At 72.7% G+C, this 25,088-nt stretch carries 16 protein-coding genes; all 16 read left to right on the forward strand.

Translation table 11 applies throughout. The features are described 5' to 3' along the window. Window positions 1-3: 3 nt before the first annotated feature. On the forward strand, window positions 4-555 hold the full coding sequence (locus tag ABRQ22_RS18320) for an NADH-quinone oxidoreductase subunit B (protein ID WP_047234408.1): 552 nt from the start codon (window positions 4-6) through the stop codon (window positions 553-555). A 71-nt stretch (window positions 556-626) separates the two neighbouring features. After that, a complete protein-coding gene (locus ABRQ22_RS18325) occupies window positions 627-1,328 on the forward strand; it encodes an NADH-quinone oxidoreductase subunit C (RefSeq protein ID WP_253055134.1) in 702 nt (233 codons plus the stop codon). A gap of 113 nt (window positions 1,329-1,441) precedes the next feature. Beyond that, entirely contained in the window at window positions 1,442-2,704 is a 1,263-nt protein-coding gene (locus ABRQ22_RS18330) for an NADH-quinone oxidoreductase subunit D (RefSeq protein ID WP_253055135.1), read from the forward strand. Beyond that, a complete protein-coding gene (gene nuoE, locus ABRQ22_RS18335; protein ID WP_353707763.1) occupies window positions 2,701-3,597 on the forward strand; it encodes an NADH-quinone oxidoreductase subunit NuoE in 897 nt (298 codons plus the stop codon). The genes ABRQ22_RS18330 and nuoE overlap by 4 nt, the downstream gene beginning before the upstream one ends. Next, on the forward strand, window positions 3,594-4,961 hold the full coding sequence (gene nuoF, locus ABRQ22_RS18340) for an NADH-quinone oxidoreductase subunit NuoF (RefSeq protein WP_353707764.1): 1,368 nt from the start codon (window positions 3,594-3,596) through the stop codon (window positions 4,959-4,961). The genes nuoE and nuoF overlap by 4 nt, the downstream gene beginning before the upstream one ends. Continuing rightward, entirely contained in the window at window positions 4,961-7,651 is a 2,691-nt protein-coding gene (locus tag ABRQ22_RS18345) for an NADH-quinone oxidoreductase subunit G (protein ID WP_353707765.1), read from the forward strand. Before nuoF ends, ABRQ22_RS18345 begins: the two co-directional genes overlap by 1 nt. Beyond that, complete coding sequence (nuoH, locus tag ABRQ22_RS18350) at window positions 7,648-9,054, forward strand: NADH-quinone oxidoreductase subunit NuoH (RefSeq protein ID WP_353707766.1); 1,407 nt, start codon at window positions 7,648-7,650, stop codon at window positions 9,052-9,054. Before ABRQ22_RS18345 ends, nuoH begins: the two co-directional genes overlap by 4 nt. A gap of 58 nt (window positions 9,055-9,112) precedes the next feature. Beyond that, complete coding sequence (nuoI, locus tag ABRQ22_RS18355; protein WP_253055136.1) at window positions 9,113-9,778, forward strand: NADH-quinone oxidoreductase subunit NuoI; 666 nt, start codon at window positions 9,113-9,115, stop codon at window positions 9,776-9,778. Continuing rightward, window positions 9,775-10,740, forward strand: coding sequence for an NADH-quinone oxidoreductase subunit J (locus ABRQ22_RS18360; protein ID WP_253055081.1), 966 nt, complete (start codon window positions 9,775-9,777; stop codon window positions 10,738-10,740). Before nuoI ends, ABRQ22_RS18360 begins: the two co-directional genes overlap by 4 nt. Next, window positions 10,740-11,039: an NADH-quinone oxidoreductase subunit NuoK gene (gene nuoK / locus ABRQ22_RS18365; RefSeq protein ID WP_047234414.1), complete on the forward strand. Its 300-nt coding sequence runs from the start codon at window positions 10,740-10,742 to the stop codon at window positions 11,037-11,039. Before ABRQ22_RS18360 ends, nuoK begins: the two co-directional genes overlap by 1 nt. 13 nt (window positions 11,040-11,052) lie before the next feature. Further along, on the forward strand, window positions 11,053-13,083 hold the full coding sequence (nuoL, locus tag ABRQ22_RS18370; RefSeq protein WP_353707767.1) for an NADH-quinone oxidoreductase subunit L: 2,031 nt from the start codon (window positions 11,053-11,055) through the stop codon (window positions 13,081-13,083). Window positions 13,084-13,096: 13 nt separating this feature from the next. Further along, window positions 13,097-14,767: an NADH-quinone oxidoreductase subunit M gene (locus ABRQ22_RS18375; RefSeq protein WP_353707768.1), complete on the forward strand. Its 1,671-nt coding sequence runs from the start codon at window positions 13,097-13,099 to the stop codon at window positions 14,765-14,767. Then, the gene (gene nuoN / locus ABRQ22_RS18380; protein WP_253055084.1) at window positions 14,764-16,539 is read left to right on the forward strand and encodes an NADH-quinone oxidoreductase subunit NuoN; all 1,776 of its coding nucleotides are present in this window, start codon (window positions 14,764-14,766) and stop codon (window positions 16,537-16,539) included. Before ABRQ22_RS18375 ends, nuoN begins: the two co-directional genes overlap by 4 nt. A gap of 38 nt (window positions 16,540-16,577) precedes the next feature. After that, the gene (locus ABRQ22_RS18385) at window positions 16,578-17,582 is read left to right on the forward strand and encodes a polyprenyl synthetase family protein (RefSeq protein ID WP_353709578.1); all 1,005 of its coding nucleotides are present in this window, start codon (window positions 16,578-16,580) and stop codon (window positions 17,580-17,582) included. Window positions 17,583-17,937: 355 nt separating this feature from the next. After that, entirely contained in the window at window positions 17,938-23,958 is a 6,021-nt protein-coding gene (locus ABRQ22_RS18390; protein ID WP_353707769.1) for an Ig-like domain-containing protein, read from the forward strand. Between the two features lie 46 nt (window positions 23,959-24,004). Beyond that, window positions 24,005-24,979, forward strand: coding sequence for a MoxR family ATPase (locus ABRQ22_RS18395; RefSeq protein WP_253055086.1), 975 nt, complete (start codon window positions 24,005-24,007; stop codon window positions 24,977-24,979). Window positions 24,980-25,088 lie beyond the last annotated feature (109 nt).

Consider the following 25,088-nt stretch of genomic DNA (forward strand, 5'->3'; position numbering starts at 1 on the left):
ACCATGGGGATCGAGGAGGCTCCCTCGGGCTTCTTGCTCACCACGATCGAGGACCTCGCGGGGTACCTGCGCAAGGCGTCGCTCTGGCCCGTGACGTTCGGGCTGGCGTGCTGCGCGATCGAGATGATGGCCGCCGGCGCCTCGCGGTTCGACCTGTCGCGCTTCGGCATGGAGGTCTTCCGCGCCTCGCCGCGCCAGGCGGACCTCATGATCGTGGCCGGGCGCGTGAGCCAGAAGATGGCGCCGGTCGTGCGGCAGGTCTACGACCAGATGAGCGAGCCCAAGTGGGTGCTGTCGATGGGCGTGTGCGCGTCCAGCGGCGGCATGTTCAACAACTACGCGATCGTGCAGGGCGTCGACCACATCGTGCCGGTGGACATCTACCTGCCGGGCTGCCCGCCGCGTCCGGAGATGCTCATCAACGCGATCCTCGCGCTGCACGACCAGATCCAGCACGAGCCGCTCGGCGTGAACCGCAAGGAGGCGGCACGCGCCGCCGAGGCGGCCGCGCTCGAGGCGACGCCCACGTTCCAGATGAAGGGGCTGCTGCGGTGACGGACGAGAAGACGGGCGGCGGCACGCCCGTGCCGCAGCCCGAGGAGGTCTCCGGACCGAGGTCGGGCGACCTGGTGACCGGGGCGGGCGCGCCGCGCACGCTCGAGGTCGTCGAGGTGCGCGAGGGCATGTTCGGGGTCCACGGCTCGGGCGACACGTCGGGGTACGGCGGGCTCGTCCAGCCCGTCGCGATGCCCGGCGCGAGCCCGCGACCGTACGGGGGCTGGTTCGACGAGGTCGTCGACGTCCTCGCCGAGGTGCTCGCGGAGGGCGGCACGCGGTTCGAGGCGGCGGTGGAGCGCGTCGTGGTGGACCCGCCCGGCGCGCACGCCGAGCTGACGATCCACGTGCACCGCGACCACCTCGTCGAGGTGTGTCGCGCGCTGCGCGACGACCAGGACCTGCGGTTCGAGCTGAGCCTGGGCGTGAGCGGCGTGCACTTCCCGCACGACGTCGGCCGCGAGCTGCACGCCGTCTACCACCTCACGTCGATCACGCACGGGCGTCGGCTGCGCCTCGAGGTGTCGGTGCCCGACGCCGACCCGCACGTGCCGACCACGACGTCCGTCTACCCGACGAACGACTGGCACGAGCGCGAGACGTGGGACTTCTTCGGGATCGTCTTCGACGGCCACCCGTCGCTCGCGCGCATCGAGATGCCCGACGACTGGCCGGGCCACCCGCAGCGCAAGGACTACCCGCTCGGCGGGATCCCCGTCGAGTACAAGGGCGCGACCGTGCCCCCGCCCGACACGAGGAGGTCGTACTCGTGAGCACGCACACCACCGGCGCCCCCGGCGCCGCCCCGCACTCGACCCGCCCGCCCGTCGGCGACTTCGACCAGGGCGTCCCGAGCTTCGAGGCGTCGGGCGGCGACTGGGCGGACATCGCCGAGAGCGCCGTCGCGGCGGCCGCGCTCGGCGAGGAGCGCATCGTCGTCAACATGGGCCCGCAGCACCCGTCGACGCACGGCGTGCTCCGCCTCATGCTCGAGATCGACGGCGAGACGGTCACCGAGGCGCGCTGCGGCATCGGCTACCTGCACACCGGCATCGAGAAGAACATGGAGTACCGGACGTGGACGCAGGGCGTCACGTTCTGCACCCGCATGGACTACCTCGCGCCGCTGTTCCAGGAGACGGCGTACTGCCTCGCGGTCGAGAAGCTGCTCGGCATCACGGACGACGTGCCCGAGCGCGCGAGCGTCATCCGCGTGCTCATGATGGAGCTCAACCGCATCGCGTCCCACCTCGTGTGCCTCGGCACCGGCGGCAACGAGATGGGCGCGACGACCGTCATGACCATCGCGTTCACCGCGCGCGAGGAGATCCTGCGGATCTTCGAGGCGGTCACGGGCCTGCGCATGAACAACGCGTACGTCCGCCCCGGCGGCGTCGCGCAGGACGTGCCGCCGGACCTCGTCGAGCAGGTCCGCAAGGCCGACCCGCTCATCCGCCGGTACCTCGGCCAGCTCGGCGACCTCATGCTGGCCAACCCGATCTTCAAGGGCCGGCTCGTCGGCGTGGGGCACCTCAACCTCGCGGGCTGCATGGCGCTCGGCGTCACCGGGCCGGTGCTGCGCTCCACGGGTCACCCGTACGACGTGCGCAAGTCCGACCCGTACTGCGGCTACGAGACGTACGACTTCGACGTCCCCACCGCGACGGGCGCCGACTGCTACGACCGCGTCGTGCTGCGGCTCGAGGAGTGCTACCAGTCGCTGCACATCGTCGCGCAGTGCCTCGAGCGGCTCGAGCAGACGGCCGGGCAGCCCGTGATGGTGGGCGACCGCAAGATCGCGTGGCCCGCGCAGCTCGCGATCGGGAGCGACGGCCAGGGCAACTCGCTCGACCACATCAAGGAGATCATGGGCACCTCCATGGAGGCCCTGATCCACCACTTCAAGCTCGTCACCGAGGGCTTCCGCGTCCCGGTCGGGCAGGCGTGGCAGACCGTGGAGCACCCGCGCGGCGAGCTCGGGGTGCACCTCGTGTCCGACGGCGGCACGCGCCCCTACCGGGCGCACTTCCGCGACCCGTCGTTCAACAACCTCCAGGCCGTGGCGGCGATGTGCGAGGGCGGCCAGGTGGCCGACGTCGTGGTCGCCGTCGCCTCCCTGGACCCCGTGCTGGGAGGGGTGGACCGATGACCATCGACGCCGGACCTGCGACGAACGGCACGCCCGCGGGCGCCCCGCGCCCCGGGTACGACGCGGAGACGACGGCGCGCCTCGCCGCCGACGCCGCGCAGATCGTCGCGCGCTACCCCGAGTCGCGCTCGGCGCTGCTCCCTATGCTGCACCTCGTGCAGTCCGAGGACGGCTACGTCTCGCGCGACGGCATCCTGTTCTGCGCGGAGCAGCTCGGCCTCACCGCGGCCGAGGTCTCCGCCGTCGCGACGTTCTACACGCAGTACAAGCGCCACCCCAACGGGACGTACACCGTGGGGGTCTGCACCAACACGCTGTGCGCGATCATGGGCGGCGACGCGATCTTCGACGAGCTCTCCGACCACCTCGGCGTCGGCCACGACGAGACGACGGAGGACGGCGCGATCACGCTCGAGCGCGTCGAGTGCAACGCGGCCTGCGACTACGCGCCGGTCATGATGGTCAACTGGGAGTTCTTCGACAACCAGACACCCGGGTCGGCGACCGACGTCGTCGACCGCCTCCGCGCGGGCGAGCCCGTCGCCCCGACCCGGGGCGCCGCGAGCGTGTGCACCTTCAAGCAGATGAGCCGCGTCCTCGCGGGCTTCCCCGACGGCCGCGCCGACGAGGGCGTCGGTGCCGGCGAGCCCACCCTCGCCGGCCTCCGCCTCGCGCGCGAGCAGGGCTGGACCGCCCCCGGCACCGACCAGGCCTCTACCTCGCCGGACCAGGGCTCTACCTCGGCTGGCGAGCCGGCTCCCGAGAGGCCCGTGACGGGCGGCGAGCAGTCGAGCGCCGAGCGGAAGCCGACGACCGGTGCCGACGTCGACCCCGGCGGCAAGGCCGAGTCTCCTGGCACCCAGCCCGACCCGTCGAAGGGAGCGGACGCATGAGCGAGCAGCAGGGCACCGTGACCCGGCCGGCACCGGACCCGCTGACCCCCGTCCTGTCGGACACGTGGGACGCGGACCGCTCCTGGACGCTGGCGTCGTACGTGGACCGCGGCGGGTACGCGGGGCTGCGCACGGCGCTCGCCCAGGACCCGGCGGACGTCGTCGCGACGGTCAAGGCGTCGGGCCTGCGCGGCCGCGGCGGCGCGGGCTTCCCGACGGGCATGAAGTGGGGCTTCCTGCCCGCGCCCGACGGCGGCCCGCGGTACCTGGTCGTCAACGCGGACGAGTCCGAGCCGGGCACGTGCAAGGACATCCCGCTCATGCTGGCGAGCCCGCAGGCGCTCGTGGAGGGGGTGGCGATCACGTCGTACGCGATCGGGTGCCACCACGCGTTCATCTACGTGCGCGGCGAGGTGCTGCACGTGTACCGCCGCCTGCTGCGCGCGGTCGAGGAGGCGTACGAGGCCGGGTTCCTGGGCAAGAACGTCCAGGGCTCGGGCTTCGACCTGGACGTCACGGTCCACGCCGGTGCGGGCGCGTACATCTGCGGCGAGGAGACGGCGCTGCTGGACTCGCTCGAGGGGCGCCGGGGCCAGCCGCGGCTCAAGCCGCCGTTCCCGGCGGTCGCGGGCCTGTACGCGCGCCCGACCGTCGTCAACAACGTGGAGTCCATCGCGAGCGTGCCGTCGATCGTCGCGCGCGGCGCCGACTGGTTCACGTCGATGGGCACGGAGCGGTCGGCCGGGTTCGGCCTGTTCTCGCTCTCGGGCCACGTGACGCGTCCCGGGCAGTACGAGGCGCCGCTCGGCACGACGCTGCGCGAGCTGCTCGACCTCGCGGGCGGGATGCGGGGCGGCAAGGCGCTGAAGTTCTGGACGCCGGGCGGCTCGTCGACGCCGCTGTTCACCGACGCCCACCTCGACACCCCCCTCGACTACGAGTCGGTCGCGGCGGCGGGCTCGATGCTCGGCACGCGCGCGCTCCAGCTCTTCGACGAGACGACGTGCGTCGTGCGGGCCGTGAGCCGGTGGACGGACTTCTACGCGCACGAGTCGTGCGGCAAGTGCACGCCGTGCCGCGAGGGCACGTACTGGATGAAGCAGGTGCTGGCGCGCATCGAGGCGGGCCAGGGCACGGAGTCCGACCTCGACCTGCTCCTCGACACGTGCGACAACATCCTGGGCCGTGCGTTCTGCGCGCTCGGCGACGGCGCCACGTCGCCCGTGACGAGCAGCATCGAGCTGTTCCGCGACGAGTACGAGGCGCACATCACGGAGCACCGCTGCCCGTTCGACCCCGCCGCAGCGGCCCTCTTCGACTACACGCCCCGCCCGGCCCGCGTCCTGACGGCAGGAGTGCACTGATGACGACCACGACCCCCGCCCCGGGCACCGGCTCCGCCGCCGCTCCCACGGGTGGCGCGGCCAAGCCCCCGGTCCCCGCGGACCACGTGACGTTCACGATCGACGACGTCGAGATGTCGGTGCCGAAGGGCACGCTCGTGATCCGCGCGGCCGAGCAGATCGGGATCCAGATCCCGCGGTTCTGCGACCACCCCCTGCTGGAGCCGGCGGGCGCGTGCCGCCAGTGCCTCGTCGAGGTGGCGACGCCGGACCGCGAGGGCAACGTCCGGCCCATGCCGAAGCCCCAGGCGTCGTGCACGCTCGAGGCGACTCCCGGCATGGTGGTCAAGACGCAGCGCACGAGCCCGGTCGCCGACAAGGCGCAGCACGGGATCATGGAGCTGCTGCTCATCAACCACCCGCTCGACTGCCCGGTGTGCGACAAGGGCGGCGAGTGCCCGCTGCAGAACCAGGCGATGAGCAACGGTCGCGCGACGAGCCGGTTCGTGGACGTCAAGCGCACGTTCCCCAAGCCGATCGCGGTCTCGACGACGATCCTGCTCGACCGCGAGCGCTGCGTGCTGTGCCAGCGGTGCACGCGCTTCTCCCAGGAGATCGCGGGCGACGCGTTCATCGACCTCCAGAAGCGCGGCGCCGCGCAGCAGATCGGCCGGTTCGACGAGGCGGTGCTGGACTTCGCGCCGCCCGCGGGTCAGGCGCCGGGAGACCGCCCGGTCGGGCTCGCGCTCGAGGACGAGTCGGGGCTGCCGTTCGCGTCGTACTTCTCGGGCAACACCGTGCAGATCTGCCCGGTGGGCGCCCTCACGGGCGCGGCGTACCGGTTCCGCTCGCGCCCGTTCGACCTGGTCTCGACCCCCGGGGTCTCCGAGCACGACTCGTCGGGCTCGGCGATCCGCGTCGACCACCGCCGCGGCGTCGTGCTGCGCCGCCTCGCGGGCGAGGACCCGCTCGTGAACGAGGAGTGGATCACCGACCGCGACCGCTTCGCGTTCACGTGGCAGTCCGCGCCGGACCGCCTGACGCACCCGCTCGTGCGGGACCGCGAGGTCGCCCCGGACGGGTCGGTGACGCGCGGCGAGCTGCGCCCCGCCTCCTGGGCGGAGGCGCTCGAGGTCGCGGCCGAGGCCCTGACGCGGGCTCGCGACGCCGGGGGCGTCGCCGTCCTCCCGGGCGGTCGGCTCACCCTCGAGGACGCCTACGCGTACGCGAAGCTCGCGCGCACGTGGCTGCGCACGAACGACGTCGACCACCGCGCCCGCGCCCACAGCGCCGAGGAGGCGGAGTTCCTGGCGCACGCCGTCGCGGGCCGGGCTGTCGGCCACGCCGGCGGCGTGACCTTCACCGACCTCGAGAAGGCGCCCGCGGTCCTCCTCGTCGGCCTGGAGGCCGAGGAGGAGGCGGGCGTGACGTTCCTGCGCCTGCGCAAGGGCGCCGTGCGGCACGGGGTGCGGGTGTTCTCCGTCGCGCCGTTCGCGTCGCGCGGCGTGCAGCGCATGCACGGCACGCTCCTCCCCGCCGCGCCGGGCACCGAGGCGGAGTGGCTCGACGGCATCGCCGCGGGCGACCAGGTCCGCACGCTCGACGAGGCCGAGGGCACCGACCTCCTCGCCGAGGTCAGCGACGCGCTCCGGGCGCCGGGCGCCGTGATCCTCGTCGGCGAGCGGCTCGCCGCGACGCGCGGCGGGTACAGCGCGCTGCTGCGCGCGGTCGCCGCGACGGGCGCACGCCTCGCGTGGGTCCCGCGGCGCGCCGGCGAGCGCGGCGGCGTCGAGGCCGGCACCCTGCCGAACCTCCTGCCGGGCGGACGCCCGGTCGCCGACGCCGCGGCCCGTGTCGACGTCGCGACGGTCTGGGGCGTGGCCGCCACGGACGACCAGCCGACCGGGCTCCCCGCGACCGCGGGCCGCGACGTGGGGGAGATGCTCGACGCCCTGTCCGTCGGCCAGCTCGCGGGCGTGCTCGTCGGCGGGCTCGAGCTCGACGACCTGCCCGACCCGGCGCACGCGCGCCGCGCGCTCGAGGCGGCGGACGTCGTCGTCTCGCTCGAGGTGCGGCGTTCGGCGGTGACCGAGCTGGCGGACGTCGTGCTCCCCGTGGCGCCGCCCGTCGAGCGCGAGGGGGCGTTCGTGAGCTGGGAAGGCCGCGTGCGCCGGTTCCCGGCGGCGCTCGCCTCGACGGCGATGACGGACCACCGCGTGCTCGACGCGCTCGCCGACGCCGCGGGCGTCAGCCTCGGCCTCGGCACCGTGGACGCGGTGCGCGCCGAGCTGGACCAGCTCGTGGGCGACGGCGCGTGGGACGGCGAGCGCGCCGCCGCGCCGGACGTCGAGACCACCGAGCCGCCCGCCGTCGCACCCGGGACCGCGGTCCTCGCGAGCTGGCGCCTCCTGCTCGACGACGCGCGCGGCCAGGACGGCGAGCGCTACCTCGCGGGGACGGCGAAGCGGCCGGTCGCGCGGCTGTCCGCGACGACGGCCGCCGCGGTCGACGTGTTCGACGGCGACCTCGTGCGCGTCTCGACGGACCGGGGCGCGGTCACGCTCCCGGTGGTGGTGACCGACATGGTCGACCACGTGGTGTGGCTGCCGCTGCGGTCGCCGGGATCGTCCGTGCACGCGGCGCTCGGCGCCGTGCCGGGCGACGTCGTCCGGCTCGGCCCCGGGAGCACCGACGGAGGGGAGGGCGCATGAGGCTCGTCCACGCACTCGCTGCCGAGACCCCGGGCGTGCCCGGGATCACGGCGAACTTCTCGCAGGACAACGGCTGGACCTACCTCGTCAAGGCCGTCCTCATCCTCGTGTTCCTGCTGACGAGCGTGCTGTTCGCGATCTGGTTCGAGCGCAAGGTCGTCGCGCGCATGCAGGTGCGCCCGGGCCCCAACTGGCACGGCCCGTTCGGCCTGCTCCAGTCGCTCGCCGACGCGATGAAGCTCCTGCTCAAGGAGGACATCACCGTCAAGGCGGCGGACAAGTTCGTCTACCTGCTCGCCCCGATGATCTCCGTGTTCTGCGCGCTGCTCGTGTTCGCGGTCATCCCGTTCGGGCCCGAGGTGCAGATCCCGTTCACGGACTACGTGACGCCCGCCCAGCTCACGGACTTCCCGGTCGCGACGCTCTACATCCTCGCGTGCGCGTCGCTCGGCGTGTACGGGATCGTGCTCGGCGGCTGGTCGTCCGGCTCGACGTACCCGCTGCTCGGGTCGGTCCGCTCGACGGCCCAGGTCATCAGCTACGAGCTCGCGATGGGCCTCTCGCTCGTCTCCGTCTTCCTCATGGCGGGGTCGATGTCGACCTCGCGCATCGTCGACTCGCAGACGCAGCTCTGGTGGTTCCTCCCGCTCCTGCCCGCGTTCGTCATCTACGTCATCTCCATGGTCGGCGAGACGAACCGCCTCCCGTTCGACCTCCCCGAGGCCGAGGGCGAGCTCGTGTCCGGGTACATGACCGAGTACTCGTCGATGAAGTTCGCGTGGTTCTTCCTCGCGGAGTACATCAACATGCTCAACGTCTCCGCCGTCGCGACGACGCTGTTCCTCGGCGGGTGGCGCGCCCCGTGGCCGCTCTCGGCGATCAACGACGGGATGTTCAACGAGGGCTGGTGGCCCATCCTCTGGTTCCTCGTCAAGGTCTGGGCCGTCATGTTCTTCTTCGTGTGGGTCCGCGGCACGCTGCTGCGCCTGCGCTACGACCAGTTCATGCGGTTCGGCTGGAAGGTCCTCATCCCGTTCGCCCTCGCGTGGCTCGTGCTGCTCGCCGTCGCCCAGGCCGTGCGCCAGTTCCTCGACGTCGACCTCCGCGTCTTCGTCGGCATCGCCGTCGCGCTGGCCCTGGTGGTCGTGGTGGTCGTCTGGTTCTGGCCCGAGAAGAAGGCCCCACCCGGAGCGACGCCCCGCGCCGCGGGGACCGGGCCCGAGCCGTTCGACGCGTTCGCGGGCGGGTTCCCCGTCCCGCCGCTGCCGGGCCAGTCGCTCCCGCCCTCGCCCCGCCGCCGCGCCCTCGTGCCCGACGACGCGGGCTCGCCCGGGGCGTCCCGCTCGCCGGGCACCGGTGCCCCCCGAGACACACCGCACGACAAGGAGGTCGACCGTGGCTGACGACCAGAAGCCGGCCCGGCCCGGCGAGTACGAGGTCCGCCGCCCGCAGGCGAAGGGGCTGCGCGAGGCGCTCGCGCCCGTCGCCGGGTTCGGCGTGACCTTCGCGTCGATGTTCCGGCCGACGGTCACCGAGCAGTACCCGCGCCAGAAGGTGCCGACGAAGCCGCGGTACCACGGACGGCACCAGCTCAACCGGTACCCCGACGGGCTCGAGAAGTGCATCGGCTGCGAGCTGTGCGCGTGGGCGTGCCCCGCGGACGCGATCTACGTCGAAGGTGCCGACAACGCCGACCTGCCCGACGGCGGCCACATGTCGCCGGGCGAGCGGTACGGGCGCGTCTACCAGATCAACTACCTGCGCTGCATCTTCTGCGGCCTGTGCATCGAGGCCTGCCCGACGCGCGCGCTCACGATGACCAACGAGTACGAGCTCGCGGGCCCGACGCGCGAGGGCATGATCTGGGAGAAGCAGGACCTGCTCGCGCCGCTCCAGGAGCGGATGCTCGCCGCGCCCCACCCGATGGTCCCCGGGACCTCGGACACCGAGTACTACCGCGGGGAGGTGAGCGGCCCGGTGGCCGAGCAGGTGGACTGGGTGCGCGAGCACCGTCCGGACGACCCGACCCTCCCGCCCGAGCCCACGGGGCCCCCGCCGGAGGTCCGGCGGGTCACCCCGACCTCGGGGCGCTCCGCCGGCGCGTCGGCCCGGAAGGCCGCCCGGTGACCGCGAGCGGCGGCGAGGCGGTCCTCTTCTGGGTCCTCGCCCCCCTCATGGTCCTCGCGGCGCTCTCGCTGCTCTTCGCCCGCAAGGCGGTGCACGCCGCCATCGCGGTCATGTTCGTCATGGTCGACCTCGCGATCCTCTACATCGCGCAGGAGGCGTCGTTCCTCGGCGTCGTCCAGGTGGTCGTGTACACGGGCGCCGTGATGATGCTGTTCCTCTTCGTGCTCATGCTCGTCGGCGTCGACGCGTCGGACTCGCTCGTGGAGACGATCCGCGGGCAGCGCTGGCTCGGCGTGCTCCTCGGGCTCGGGCTCGGGGTCGTGCTGGTGGGCGTGGTCGCGCAGGCGACCTTCCCGCCGTCGGTCGGGCTGGAGCTCGCCAACGCGGCGACGAACCCCGTGGCGCTCGCCCGCGTGCTCTTCGCGGACTACGTCTTCGCCATGGAGGTCGTGGGCATCCTGCTCATCACCGCCGCGGTCTCGGCGCTCGTGCTCACGCACCGGCGCCGGCTCACCCCGAAGGTGGGTCAGCGCGAGCAGGCCGACGCGAAGGTCGCCGCGCTGCCCGCGGGCGGCCGGCTCACGCCGCTCGCCGCCCCCGGCGTGTACGCGCAGAACAACGCCATGGACACCCCGGCGCTCGACCCCCAGGGCCGGCCCATCGAGGAGTCGGTCTCCCGCATCCTGCGCATCCGTGGCCAGGAGCGGTCGGCCGGGACCATCCTCGAGGCCGAGCGCGAGGTGCTCGTCGAGCACGAGCCCCTGAGGGCGCTGCCCGCCCTGCGGGCCCAGGACGCGAACGAGCGCACGGTGCAGGCCGCGACCGCCGACGAGCCGCAGGGCGAGGCGCCCGCCGGCGACGTCGGCGGGCCGGACGACCCGGGCCGGTCCCGCGTGCCCGGCGGCGCCACCGATGCGGTGCCGGACGGCGGCCCCGGCGCGACCCCGGGAGGAGAGGACTGATGGAGCTCACCAACTACCTCGTGCTCGCGGCGATCCTGTTCTCGATCGGTGCCGCGACCGTGCTGCTGCGGCGCAACGCGATCATCGTGTTCATGGGCATCGAGCTCATGCTCAACGCGACCAACCTCGCGTTCGTCACCTTCGCCCGGATGCACGGCGACGTGACCGGGCAGGTGCTCGCCTTCTTCGTCATGGTCGTCGCGGCGGCCGAGGTCGTCGTCGGCCTCGCGATCATCGTGTCCATCTTCCGCACCCGTCGGTCCGCCTCGGTCGACGACGTCAACCTGCTCAAGAGCTGAGGGGCCGGCACCGATGACGACGCTCCTTCCCGCCCTGCCCACGGCGAGCGGACTGCTGGCCGCGACCGACGTCGTGCCCGCGTCCGAGACCGTGCCGGGCGCGTTCCTCGCGGCACCGTACCTGGTGCTGCTCCCGCTCCTCGGGGCGGCCGTCCTCCTCCTCGCCGGGCGCCGCAGCGACCGCTGGGGCGCGTGGTTCGGCGTCCTCATGTCGGGCGCCGCCTTCGTGGTGGGCCTGGTCCTCTTCCTCGTGATGCTCGGGCTCCCCGTCGACGAGCGCGTGGTCGACTTCCGGATCGGCGACTGGATCGTCTCCGGCGGCCTCGACCTCGCGATGGGCCTGCGGATCGACCCGCTGTCCCTGACGTTCGTCCTCCTCGTGACGTTCGTCGGCACGCTCATCCACGTCTACGCGGTCGCCTACATGGCGCACGACCGCGACCGGCGCCGGTTCTTCGCGTACCTCAACCTGTTCGTCGCGGCGATGCTCGTGCTCGTCCTCGCCGACTCCTACCTCCTGCTGTTCGTCGGCTGGGAGGGCGTGGGCCTGGCGTCGTACCTGCTCATCGGGTTCTGGAACCACAACCGCGCGTACGCGGTCGCGGCCAAGAAGGCGTTCGTCATGAACCGCGTGGGCGACATCGGGCTCATCGTCGCGCTCATGCTGATGTTCGCGACGTTCGGCGCGGTCGACTTCACCACCGTGTTCGCGCAGGCGCCGGAGGCGTCGACCGCCGTGCTCACCGCGACGAGCATCGCGCTCCTGCTCGCCGCGTGCGGCAAGTCGGCGCAGTTCCCGCTCCAGGCGTGGCTCGGGGACGCCATGGCGGGCCCGACGCCGGTCTCCGCCCTCATCCACGCGGCCACCATGGTCACGGCGGGCGTCTACCTCGTCGTGCGGTCCGCGCCGATCTTCGAGGGCGCGCCCACCGCGCAGCTCGTCGTCGTCATCGTCGGCGCGGTGACGCTCCTCTTCGGGGCGATCGTGGGCTGCGCCAAGGACGACATCAAGAAGGCGCTCGCCGCGTCGACCATGTCCCAGATCGGGTACATGATCCTCGCCGCCGGGCTCGGGCCGATCGGGTACGCGTTCGCGATCTTCCACCTCGTGACGCACGGCTTCTTCAAGGCCGGGATGTTCCTCGGCGCGGGGTCCGTCATGCACGGCATGGACGACCAGGTCGACATGCGCCGGTTCGGCGGCCTCGCGCGGTACATGAAGGTCACCTGGATCACGTTCATGATGGGCTGGCTCGCGATCCTCGGGATCCCGCCGTTCTCGGGCTTCTGGAGCAAGGACAAGATCATCGAGGCCGCGTTCGTGCCCGTCGACGGCGAGCCGTGGCGGGCGTGGGTGTTCGGCGGCGTCGCGCTCCTGGGCGCCGGGATCACGGCGTTCTACATGTCGCGCCTGTTCTTCATGACGTTCTCCGGTCGCCGCCGCTGGAACGACGGCAGCGGCTCCGTGGACGGCCTCGGCCCGCAGGACGGCCCGGTGCAGCACCCGCACGAGTCGCCGCGCCTCATGACCTGGCCGATGATCGTCCTCGCCGTCGGCTCGGTGGCCCTGGGCGGCATCCTCGCCGCGGGCTCGCGGTTCGTCACGTGGCTCGAGCCGGTCACCGGGCACGCCGAGCACCACGAGCCGGTCCTGCCGGTGTGGTCGCTCATCACCCTGACGCTCCTGCTCGTCCTCGCCGGCGCGGCCCTCGCCTGGCGGCAGTACGCGATGTCGAGCGTCCCGGTCCGTGCGCCGCGCGGCTCCGTCCTCACGCGCGCCGCCCGGCGCGACCTGTACCAGGACGACGTCAACGAGGCCGTGTTCATGCGGCCCGGCCAGTACCTCACGCGCTCGCTCGTCTACGCCGACAAGGAGATGGTCGACGGCGGCTGGATGGGCCTCGCCGGCCTGATCGGCCGGATCGGGGAGTGGTTGCGCGGGTGGCAGAACGGCTACGTGCGCTCGTACGGCGCGACGATGCTCGGCGGCCTCGTGGTGATCGTCGCCGTCGTCCTCGCCCTGACCACCGGCTCCGCGAGCTGAGAGGGAGACACCCATGACTACCTCCGTCCCCTGGCTGTCCCTGCTCGTCGCCTGGCCCCTGGTGGGTGCCGCGGCGGTGTGGCTCACGGCCGCGGCCCGCACGCGCGGCGTCGGCGCGGGAGCGCTGCGCACCGTGCGCGGCATCGCCCTCGGCGCCGCGCTCGTCGAGCTGGGCCTGCTCGTCGGCGCCTTCACCGCGTTCGACACGTCCGCCGCCGGCACGCACCAGCTCACCGAGACGTACCGCTGGATCCCGCAGATCGGCGCGAGCTACGCGGTGGGCGCCGACGGCGTCGCGCTCGCGCTCGTCGCGCTGTCGGTCCTGCTCGTCCCGCTCGTCGTGCTGGCCGCGTGGAAGGAGCAGGACGGCGACGTGCGCCGCCTGCGCCACTACCTCGCGCTCGTGCTGCTGCTCGAGGCGTTCATGGTCGCGGTCTTCGTCGCGCGCGACGTGTTCCTCTTCTACGTCCTCTTCGAGGCGATGCTGATCCCGGTCTACTTCATGATCGGCGGGTTCGGCGTCGGGGCGCGGCGGCGCTACGCGGCGGTGAAGTTCCTGCTGTTCTCGCTCGCGGGCGGGCTCATCATGCTCGCGGCCGTCATCGCGCTGTACGTGCAGGTGCCGATCGACCCGACGACGGGCGCGCGTCCCGAGGACGCGTTCCTCACGGCGAACCTCGTCGAGACGTTCGCCGCGTCGCCCATGCCCGTCACGACCGAGCGCCTGCTGTTCCTCGGGTTCTTCCTCGCGTTCGCCATCAAGGCGCCGCTCTTCCCCGTCCACACCTGGCTGCCCGACGCCGCGCAGCACGCTCCCGCGGGCACCTCCACGCTCCTCGTGGGCGTGCTGGACAAGGTCGGCACGTTCGGGATGCTCACGCTGTGCCTCCCGCTCTTCCCGCACGCGAGCGCGTGGGCGGCCCCCGTCGTGATCGTCCTGGCGGTCGTCTCGATCCTCTACGGCGCGCTCATGGCGATCGGGCAGAGCGACCTCATGCGACTCGTCGCCTACACGTCGGTGTCCCACTTCGGGTTCATCGTGCTCGGCATCTTCGCGTTCACGTCGCTCAGCGTGTCCGGGTCGTCGCTGTACATGGTCAACCACGGCATCTCGACCGGCGCGCTGTTCCTCCTGGCGGGCTTCCTCATCGCCCGGCACCCGGAGCGCTCGCAGCGCATCGCGGACTACGGCGGCCTCCAGAAGGTCGTCCCCGTGCTCGCGGGGACGTTCCTCGTGGCCGGCCTCTCCGCGCTGTCGCTGCCGGGTCTGTCGACGTTCGTCAGCGAGATCATGGTGCTGGTCGGCACGTTCGCGCGCAGCCCCTGGGCCGCGCTCGTCGCGGTGCTCGGCGTCGTGCTGGCCGCGCTCTACGTGCTGCTGACCTACCAGCGGATCTTCACGGGCGGCACCCGCGAGGGGCTCGACGCGCTTCCGGACCTCGGTGCGCGCGAGAAGTGGGTCGTCGCACCGCTGATCACGGTCCTCCTCGTCCTCGGCTTCTACCCGGCGCCCGCGCTCGACCTCGTGCGCGAGCCCGCGGAGGTCACCCTGTCCGACCTCGCGGTCGCCGGCGTCGAGGACCCGCCGCGCGCCGACCCGTTCGCCGAGGGCGCCGAGCAGGCCGCCCTCGAGAGCCAGGGGTCGTCCGTCACTCGTAGCTCCGACGAAGGGAGCGAGTCGTGAACGACTCCTTCGTGGCCCCCACGGTCGACTGGCTCTACCTCGCCCCGATCCTCGTCGTGCTGGGCGCCGGCGTCGTCGGCGTGCTGATCGAGGCGTTCGTGCCCGCGCGCGTCCGTCGCACGACGCAGGTCGTCCTCGCGCTGCTCGCGACGGCCGCGGCGTTCGCGCTCGTCGTCGTGCTGTGGCGCGACCCGGCCGTGCAGGGGTCCGCCCAGGCGGCTCCCGGGGTCCGGGTGCTCGGCGGATCCATGGTCGTCGACCCCTTCGGCCTCGCGATCCAGGGGATCGTCGTCCTCCTCGCGTTCCTCGCGATCCTCGTGATCGCCGACAAGACGTCGACCGGCCAGGACGCGTTCGCGCCGTCCGCGGCGGCGGTACCGGGGTCGCCGTACGAGGACCTCACGCGGCGCAAGGGCCTCGAGCAGACCGAGGTCTACCCGCTCGTGCTCTTCGCCGTCGGCGGCATGATGATCTTCCCCGCGACCGGCAACCTCCTCGTGATGTTCGTCGCGCTCGAGGTGCTCTCGCTCCCGCTGTACGTGCTCTCCGCGATGGCCCGCCGCCGTCGCCTCCTCTCGCAGGAGGCGTCGTTCAAGTACTTCCTCCTCGGTGCGTTCGCGTCCGCCCTGTTCGTGTTCGGCGTCGCGCTCGTCTACGGGTTCGCCGGCTCGGTCGACCTCGTCGAGGTGTACCAGTCGCTCGCGACGCCCGGAGGCCCGCTCGCGACCATGCCGGGGCTCGTCGTCGTGGGCGTCCTGCTCATCCTCGCGGGCCTGCTCTTCAAGATCGGTGCGGCTCCGTTCCACGCCTGGACGCCCGACGTGTACCAGGGCGCCCCGACGCCCATCACGGGCTTCATGGCCGCGTGCACCAAGGCGGCGGCGTTCGGCGCTCTGCTGCGCGTCCTGTACGTCGTGAGCCTCGGGCTCGCGCAGTCCTCGCCCACGGCGCGCGAGGACCTGTTCGTCGCGCTGTGGGTCGTCACGCTGCTCACGATGGTCGTCGGGACCGTCGTTGGCGCCGTGCAGACCGACGTCAAGCGGCTGCTCGCGTACTCGTCGATCGCGCACGCGGGCTTCATCCTCGTGGGCGTCGTCGGGTTCTCGCAGCTCTCGCTGCGCGCGACCGTCTTCTACCTGCTCGTCTATGGCCTCGCGACGGTCGGCGCGTTCGCGGTCGTCACGCTGGTGCGCGAGACCGCCCCCGTGCGCGAGCGCGTGCCGGCCACGGTGGGAGCCGGGGCCGACGGGGCGGGCGACCCCGCGGACAACGTGACCGACGGGGCGGCGGAGCAGCCGGTCGCCGTGCTCGGCGAGGCGACGCACCTCGCGCAGTGGGCGGGGCTCGGTCGCCGGAGCCCGTGGCTCGCGGGCGTGTTCTCCCTCTTCCTCCTCTCCATGGCGGGCATCCCGCTCACGGCGGGCTTCGTGGCGAAGTTCACCGCGTTCGGCGCGGCCATCGCCGGGCCCGACGGCCGGGGCGGGGGGTCGACGTGGGTGCTCGCCGTCGTGGGCGTGATCGCGTCGGCCGTCGCGGTGTTCTTCTACGTCCGGATCATCGTCCTGATGTTCTTCACCGCTCCCTCCGGGGGAGCCGCGGAGGGGACGGACGACGACGGCGGCGCGGTCGAGCGGCCGGGCGTGACCGTCGTCCGGTCGACCGGTCCGACGACGATCGCGATCGCGGTGTGCGCTCTCGGGGTGCTCCTCCTCGGTGTGTTCCCGTCCCCGGTTCTCGATCTGGCGGCCGAGGCGGTTAAGTTCGTCCCGTGACCTCTGTTCCTCCCGTGCCGCGTGAGCGGACCGCGCCCGTGACGACCACCGCGATCCCGATCTCGGACCCCGAGCTCGCGGCCGCCCTCACCGAGCGGCTCGCCGGGGTCGAGGCTCGGCTGCGCGAGGCCGTCGCGCACGCCGACCCGCTCGCCGACACGGCGTCCCGCCACCTCGTCAACGCGGGGGGCAAGCGGCTGCGGCCGCTGCTCACCCTGCTCGCCGCCGAGCTCGGGGACGGGACGCGTCCGGAGGTGGTGGAGTCCGCGGTCGTCGTCGAGCTCACGCACCTCGCGTCGCTGTACCACGACGACGTCATGGACTCCGCCCCGGTGCGCCGGGGGGCCCCGTCTGCGCACGCCGTGTGGGGGAACTCGGTCGCCATCATGGTCGGCGACCTCCTCTTCGCGCGTGCCGCGTCGACCGTCGCGGCGCTCGGGCCCGAGGCCGTGCTCATCCAGGCACGCACCTTCGAGCGGCTGTGCCTGGGCCAGCTCCACGAGACGATCGGCCCGGGGGAGGGCGACGACCCCGTCGAGCACTACCTCGAGGTGCTCGCCGACAAGACGGCCTCGCTGCTCTCGACGTCCGCGCGGCTCGGCGCCCTGTTCGCCGGGTGCCCGACGGCCGTCGTCGACACGGTCGCGGCCTACGGGGAGAAGCTCGGGGTCGCGTTCCAGCTCGCCGACGACGTGCTCGACCTGGCGTCGTCGGGCGACGAGTCGGGCAAGACGCCGGGGACGGACCTGCGCGAGAAGGTGCCGACCATGCCGGTGCTGCTGCTCCGTGCCCGGATCGCGAACGGGACCGCGAGCGAGGCGGACGCCCGGCTCGTCGAGCTCCTCGACTCCGACCTGACGGACGACGCCGCCCTCGCCGCGGCCGTGGCCGCGCTGCGACGCCACGAGGTGCTCGGCGAGACGCGCGCGCTGGCGGTGCGCTGGGCGCGCTCCGCCGTGGAGGAGCTCGACGCGCTCCCCGCGGGGCCGGTCACCGACGCGCTGCGCTCCTTCGCGGAGGCGCTCGCCGACCGCGCCGCCTGACCGTCGCGCGGGGTGATCTTTTTCCCGGCCCACGACGGCCGGGGACGCCGGTGCGACCCGACGGCATCGTTGCCTCCGTCATCGAGTTGACCTGCTCGGACGCCCCCGACCGGGGGATCTCGCCCGACGCGGGGCGGCGTCCGGGGAGCGCGGGGTGGGGAGCGCTCCCCATCGGACGGGTGTCGGTTTTCACCCGGTCTCCCGCTATCCTCGGTTGCGCGATCGGTGGGGCCGCCTGGTATGTGCGAGATCGAGGGGGCTGGAGAAGGGGGCCGATCGTCTCCCGATCCAACTCCTCGGAGGACCTGTGGGTTTCCTGGCGCGTCTGAACGAGCACCGTCGCACCGTCGCGTCGGTGAGCACCGTGTCGGTGTTCTCGACCGCGCTCGTCGGGATGGCGTTCCTGTACGACGGCGAGGCCACGGCGGACGTGGACCTGAACGACTCGGGCGTGTGGGTGACGAAGTCGTCGGCCGGGCTGCTGGGTCGGTTCAACTACGAGTCGCAGGCGATGGACGGGACGCTGAACGCGGGCAGCGCGTCGTTCGACGTGCAGCAGGACGCGGGCCGGGTGCTCCTCGACGACACGAGCACCGGTACGGCGTCTCCTGTCGACGTCGCGCACCTGAAGCTGGACGGGCAGGTTCGTCTGCCGGCGGGGGCGCAGGTGGTCTCCGGTGGCGCGACGACGGCGATCCTCGACGGCGAGGAGGGTCTGCTGTGGGTGCTGCCGTTCGACGGGGCGGCCTCGTTCGACGCGGAGAAGACGGACCCGACGGTCGAGGTCGAGGGCGGGGGAGCCCTCACGGTGTCGCAGGACGGGACGGTGTTCGCGGCGATCCCGTCGACCGGGACGTTGTGGACGGTGGCGACGACGTCCAAGGGCACCGCGGACGGCGACCCGTCGTCCTCCTCCCTGCCCGTGGGCAAGGGCGCGGAGGTCGAGGTGACCGCTGTGGGCGACAAGCCGGTCGTGCTCGACCGGTCGGGCTCGCAGCTCGTGCTCCCGGGTGGCAAGACGGTGACCCTGGACGACGGCGCCGAGGCGCGGCTCCAGCAGCCGTCCGCGGGGTCGGCGAACGTCGTCGTGGCGACGACCGGGGGGCTGGTCACGCAGCCGCTCAAGGGTGGCGACGCGCTGCGGCGCTCGGCCGAGGGGCGCCCGGCCGCGCCGGTGCAGCTCGGCGGCTGCACGTACGGGGCGTGGGCCTCGACGGGTCAGGTGATCCGTGACTGCGACGGCACCGACCGCGACCTGGACACCCGCCTGGAGGGGATCGATCCGCAGGCGCGTCTGGAGTACCGGGTGAACCGGCGCGTGATCGTGCTGAACGACCTGTCGGCGGGGACGTTGTGGATGGCGGCGGACGAGTACCAGAAGGTCGACGACTGGGACGTGCAGTTGCCGGAGGAGGCCGAGGGTGAGGAGTCCGACGCGGAGCTGACGAACCCGGAGCAGGTGGACCAGTTCATCGCGGACCGGTCGCAGCCGAACAAGCCGCCGCAGCCGCAGGACGACAGCTTCGGGGTGCGTCCGGGTCGCACGACGATCTTGCCGGTGCTGGGCAACGACGTGGACCCGGACGGGGACGTGATGACGGCGTCGCTGGCGGGGGACTCCCCGGCCAACGCGACGGTGCAGGCGATCATGGGCGGTGCCGCGCTGCAGGCGGTCGTGCCCGAGGACGCGCAGGGGACGGGCACGTTCCGGTACTCGGTCGCGGACGGTCGCGGTGGCGTGGCCGAGGCCGGCGTCACGCTCAAGGTCTCCCCGTGGGGGGAGAACGCGCCGCCGGAGCAGACGGGTGACCCGGTGCTGCGGGTGGCTCAGGGTGGTCGGGCCACGATCAAGGTCCTGCCGTACTTCAAGGACCCGGACGGGGACGACCTGTACCTCGCCTCGGCCGCGGCGACGGTCGCCGGGGACGACGTGCGCTCGCGCCCGGACGGCACGGTCGAGTTCCGCGACGGCGGCGGCTCCACCGGCCGCAAGGTGGTCACGGTCACCGTGGCGGACGGGCAGGGTGGCGTCTTCGAGGGCAAGCTGCTGGTGGACGTGGTGCCGGGCCCCCAGCCGCCGGTGGCGGTGAACGATCACGTGGTGGTGCCGGCGGGGCAGCCGGTGACGGTGGAGCCGTTGCGCAACGACACCGATCCGAACGGTGACGAGCTGCGGCTGGCGTCGGTGTCGGAGTCCGCGCCGGCGGAGATCACGCCGAACTATGACGCGGGGACGTTCACGTTCGTGTCGATGGAGCCGCGGTCGTACGACCTGACGTACCAGGTCACCGATGGTCCGAACGCGACGACGGGTCTGGTGCGGGTGGACGTGCTGGCGCCGTCGGAGGCCGAGGGCGCCCCGATCGTGGTGACCGACACCGCCCTGCTCCCGGCGGGCGGCAGCACGCTCGTGGACGTGCTGGCCAACGACACCGACCCCGCCGGCGGCGTCCTCGTCGTCCAGTCGGTCAAGGTCCCCGCGGACGCGGGCGTCTCCGTCGCCGTGCTCGCCCACCAGATGCTGCGCATCACGGAGCTGCGCCAGCTCGACGGACCGGTCACCGTCACCTACACCGTGTCGAACGGCACGGAGTCCGCCCCGGGCGAGGTGCGGGTCATCCCCGTGCCGGCGCCGACGCGGTTGCAGCCGCCGCAGGCGGCGGCGGACGAGGTCACGGTGCACGCCGGGGACGTGGTGACGATCCCGGTGCTGAAGAACGACACCCACCCCGACGGGCTGGAGCTGTTCCTGCAGCCCGAGCTCGAGCAGGACGTGGACCCCGCCCTGGGCGAGGCGTTCGTCTCGGAGGACACGCTGCGGTTCAAGGCCGGCCCCGAGGCCGGGACCGCGTACGCGATCTACCGGGTGCGCGACGTCAACGGGCAGGAGGACTCCGCCCAGGTCACGATCCGCATCCGCGACGGGGAGGACAACGCACCCCCGCAGCCCCGCGAGATCGACGCGCGCGTGCTGTCCGGGTCCAGCGTGCGCATCGCGGTCCCCCTGGACGGGATCGACCCCGACGGCGACTCCGTCCAGGTCACCGGCATCGCGTCCCCGGCGGGCAAGGGGACGGTCGGCGTGGTCGACGGCTTCCTCGAGTACACCGCCGCGAAGAACGCGGTGGGGCTCGACACCTTCACCTACACGGTGCTCGACGCCCGCGGGGCGACGGCGACCGGCACCGTGCGCGTGGGGATCGCGCGCCCGGGGGAGACGAACCAGCCTCCTGTGGCGGTGGACGACGAGATCACGGTGCGCCCGGGGCGCACGGTCTCGGTCGCGGCCCTGGCCAACGACACCGACCCCGACGGCGACCAGGTCGGCCTGGTCCCCGGCGCCATCGAGGACACCCACGACCTGGACGCCGAGGTCGTGACCGACCGCATCGTCCTGACCTCCCCCGACGCCGACGGCGCCTACACGTTCTACTACCAGGTCCAGGACACCTACGGCGCCCGCGCCACCGGCGCCGTCACCGTCAACGTCGCCGCCGACGCGCCCCTGCTGCCCCCCGTCGCCCGCGACGACACCGTGCCCGTCGAGGACATCCTCGGCAAGACCGAGGTCACCGTCCCCGTCCTGGACAACGACGCCGACCCCGACGGCGCCGCGACCGAGCTCACCGTCACCACCGACGCGACCACCGCCACCGTCACCGACACCGGCGAGCTCGTCGTCACCCTCACCGAGAACCGCCAGGTCATCACCTACACCGCCACCGACATCGACGGCCTCACCGCCAAGGCCTTCGTCAAGGTGCCCGGCCTCACCGACCAGAGGCCGACGCTCCGGCCGGGGACGCAGCTCGAGGTGCTGGCCGGGGAGTCCCTGCCGATCGACATCACCGAGCACGTGCTCGTGGTCGAGGGCAAGACGCCGCGCCTGACGACCGAGGACGCCGTGAAGGTCACCGAGGGCTCGCGCGAGGTCCCGTCGGTGACCCAGATCGTCTACACGCCCGACCCCGCCTACACCGGGCCGGCGTCGGTGTCGTTCGAGGTGACCGACGGGTCCGGCCCGGACGACCCCGAGGGGCACACCAACGTCCTGACCATCCCCGTCCAGGTCCTGCCTCCGGAGAACCTCGCGCCCGAGCTCGTCGGGTCCCCGGCGCTCGACGTGGCCGCGGGCGAGGAGGCCTCGGTCGACCTCGCACGCTTCGCCACGGACGCCGACGGAGACCCGCTGACGTTCACCGCGTCCTCGGGCGGTGCGCAGGGCATCACGGTCTCGGTCGAGGGCGGCACCCTGCACGCCCAGGCCACGCCCGAGGTGCCCAAGGGCTCGGTCGTGCAGGTTCCGATCACCGTCACCGACGGCGAGCACCCCCCGGTCGAGGGCACCGCGACCCTCACCGTCGTGGCCTCCACCCGACCCCTGGTCCGCGCCAACACCGACACGGTCGACGACGCCCACCAGGGCAAGGCCACGAAGGTCGACGTGCTCGCGAACGACTCGAACCCGTTCCCCGACACACCGCTGAAGCTCGTCGACGCCGTCGTGGAGACCGGGCAGGGTTCGGCTGACCTGGCCGGTGACCAGGTCAGCGTCACGCCCCGCGACGACTTCGTCGGCGTCATGGTGGTCCGGTACCGGGTGCAGGACGCGACCAAGGACCCCGACCGCGAGGTCGAGGGTCGGATCCAGCTCAAGGTGCTCGGCAAGCCGGAGGCCCCCGCGACCCCGCAGGTCGAGGAGGTGCGGTCCAAGACGGTCGTGCTGTCCTGGGACCCGCCGAACAACAACGGCGCCGAGATCACCGGCTACACCGTGCGCTCCCAGAACGGCTACGAGAAGGCCTGCGGCACCACGACCTGCACCCTCGACGGCCTGACGAACAACGTGAAGTACACCTTCACCGTGTTCGCGACCAACGCCGTCGGCGACGGACCCGCGTCCCCGCCCTCGGCCGAGGCCCGCCCCGACGAGAAGCCCGACCCGCCCGCCGCACCCACCCTCGAGTTCGGCGACCAGTCCCTGACCGTCACCTGGACCAACAAGACCTACACCGACCGCTCGCCCATCGAGACGGTCGACCTGGAGATCTCCCCGGCGCCGCCGGGCGGGGCGGTCCAGAAGACCGCGCTCGTCGGGACCTCGGTGACCTGGGACGGGCTGAAGAACGGCGTCGCGTACAAGGTGCGCGTCCGGGCGAACAACCTCGCGCCCGACCCCTCGGACTGGGGCGAGTACTCGACGGCGGAGACGCCCGCGGGCAAGCCGGCCGCGCCGGCGAAGCCGACCGTGAAGCGCACCTCGATCGGCGACACGTCGCAGATGCAGGTCGCGTGGACCGCTCCGTCCGACAACGGCGCGGCGATCTCGAAGTACACGATCGAGGCGCTCCAGGGCGGCTCCGTCGTGAAGACCGCCACCGCGGGGGCGGGAGCGACCTCGACGACGATCGGGGTCTCCGCGGACACGACCGGCTACACGTTCCGCGTGCGGGCGCACAACAAGGCGACCGACAAGTTCGGCGACGCCGAGTTCTCGCCCGCGTCCGACCCGGTGCGCGCCTTCGCGGCGCCGAGCACGGTGAGCAACCTCCGGGCGACGGCGAACGGGACGAACAATCAGATCCAGCTCTCGTTCGGTGCGGCGTCCGGCAACGGGGTGAAGGCGAGCGAGATCTCCTACGAGTACGCGGCCGGGGACGGCTGGAAGAAGCTCGCCGACAACAAGATCGTGGGCGGGCTGACCAACGGAAAGGCGTACTCGATCAAGGTGCGCGCCGTCGCCAACGTCGACGGCGCGAACCAGGCCGGCGAGAGCACGACCGCCAACTCGGCCACCCCGTACGGACCGCCGCCCCGCCCGACGGTCTCGGCGAGCGGAGGCAAGGGCCAGGTGACCTTCAAGGTCTCCGGCTCGACGAACGGTCGCAACGTGACGATCACGGTCAGCGGGGCGAAGTCCGGGTCGTTCGGCATCTCCCAGTCCGCCGGCTCGGGGTCGAACACGTACACCGCGAGCGGGCTCGGCTACGGCGAGACCGCCAAGCTGTGCGCCGTCGCGAAGGACAGCGAGGGCAACACGTCCGCCGAGGCGTGCGACTCGGCCAAGACCGAGGCGCGCCCGGTGCCGACGCTCTACAAGCACTCCGACGCCCAGGGCGAGGAGGGGTGCGGGGACAGCTCGTGCCGCTGGCTCGGCATCGACCCCAACGGCGCGACCGGATCGGTCCAGTACCAGTGCTGGGGCTCGGACGGCGGCTGGCACAGGTTCTCGCCGTCGTCGAACTACTCCAACGAGTGGTGGACCATCAATCTGAGCAACGGCCGCCAGCGGCTCCAGTGCTACTACGGCTGGCCGGGCCAGCAGGTCCAGGTGAAGTTCTCCGACGGGACGAGCACACCGGTCATGGGCTGGTAGCCCCCGGCCCGTCCGCTCCACAGCACGCAACGAGAAACGGAAACTCATGAGCACGATGACCCCCGAGCAGGCCACCTGGTTCGCTCAGACCTTCGACCGCCTCGTCGGCAACGTGGGCCAGGCCGTCCTGGGCAAGGCGCACGTGGTGCGCCTCACCCTGACGTGCATGCTCTCCGAGGGCCACATCCTCCTCGAGGACGCACCCGGCACGGGCAAGACGTCGCTCGCCCGCGCCCTCGCGGCGAGCGTCCAGGGCACGAACAACCGCATCCAGTTCACGCCCGACCTCCTTCCGTCGGACGTCACGGGCGTGACGATCTACGACCAGAAGACGGGACAGTTCGAGTTCCACCAGGGCCCGATCTTCGCGTCGATCGTGCTCGCGGACGAGATCAACCGCGCGTCGCCCAAGACGCAGTCGGCGCTCCTCGAGGTCATGGAGGAGGGGCGCGTCACCGTCGACGGCGTGGGCCACGACGTCGGGCGTCCGTTCATGGTCATCGCGACGCAGAACCCCATCGAGCAGGCCGGCACCTACCGGCTGCCCGAGGCACAGCTCGACCGCTTCCTCATGAAGGCGTCGATCGGGTACCCGGACCACGCGTCGACGGTCGAGATCCTCTCCGGTGCGTCCGTCCGCGACCGGAGCAAGACGCTCCAGCCGCTCATCACGACGCAGGCCGTGACGGAGATGGCCGAGCTCGGCGCGCGCGTGCACGTCGACGGCGCGGTCCTGGAGTACGTCTCCCGGCTCGCCGAGGAGACGCGCAACGCGCCCGAGGTCCGCGTCGGCGTCTCCGTCCGTGGCTCGCTCGCGCTCGTGCGCTGCGCCAAGGTCTGGGCCGCGGCCCACGGCCGCAACTACGTGCTGCCGGACGACATCAAGGAGCTCGCGCAGCCGGCGTGGGCGCACCGCCTCGTGCTCGACCCGGAGGCCGAGTTCGCCGGCGCCACGAACGAGGCCGTGCTCGGCCGGCTCCTCGCCGACGTCGCGGCGCCGCAGGAGCGACGCTCCGCCTGACCGGACGTACGGCGCTCCCCACGCCGCCCGCCCACTCCGCCCGTCGGGTGCCCCACGCACCGTCGACCCGGCGGACCGTCCTCCCCCGCACCGACCGAGAGCCCATCGC

Source organism: Cellulosimicrobium sp. ES-005 (assembly GCF_040448685.1).
GTDB lineage: Bacteria > Actinomycetota > Actinomycetes > Actinomycetales > Cellulomonadaceae > Cellulosimicrobium > Cellulosimicrobium cellulans_G.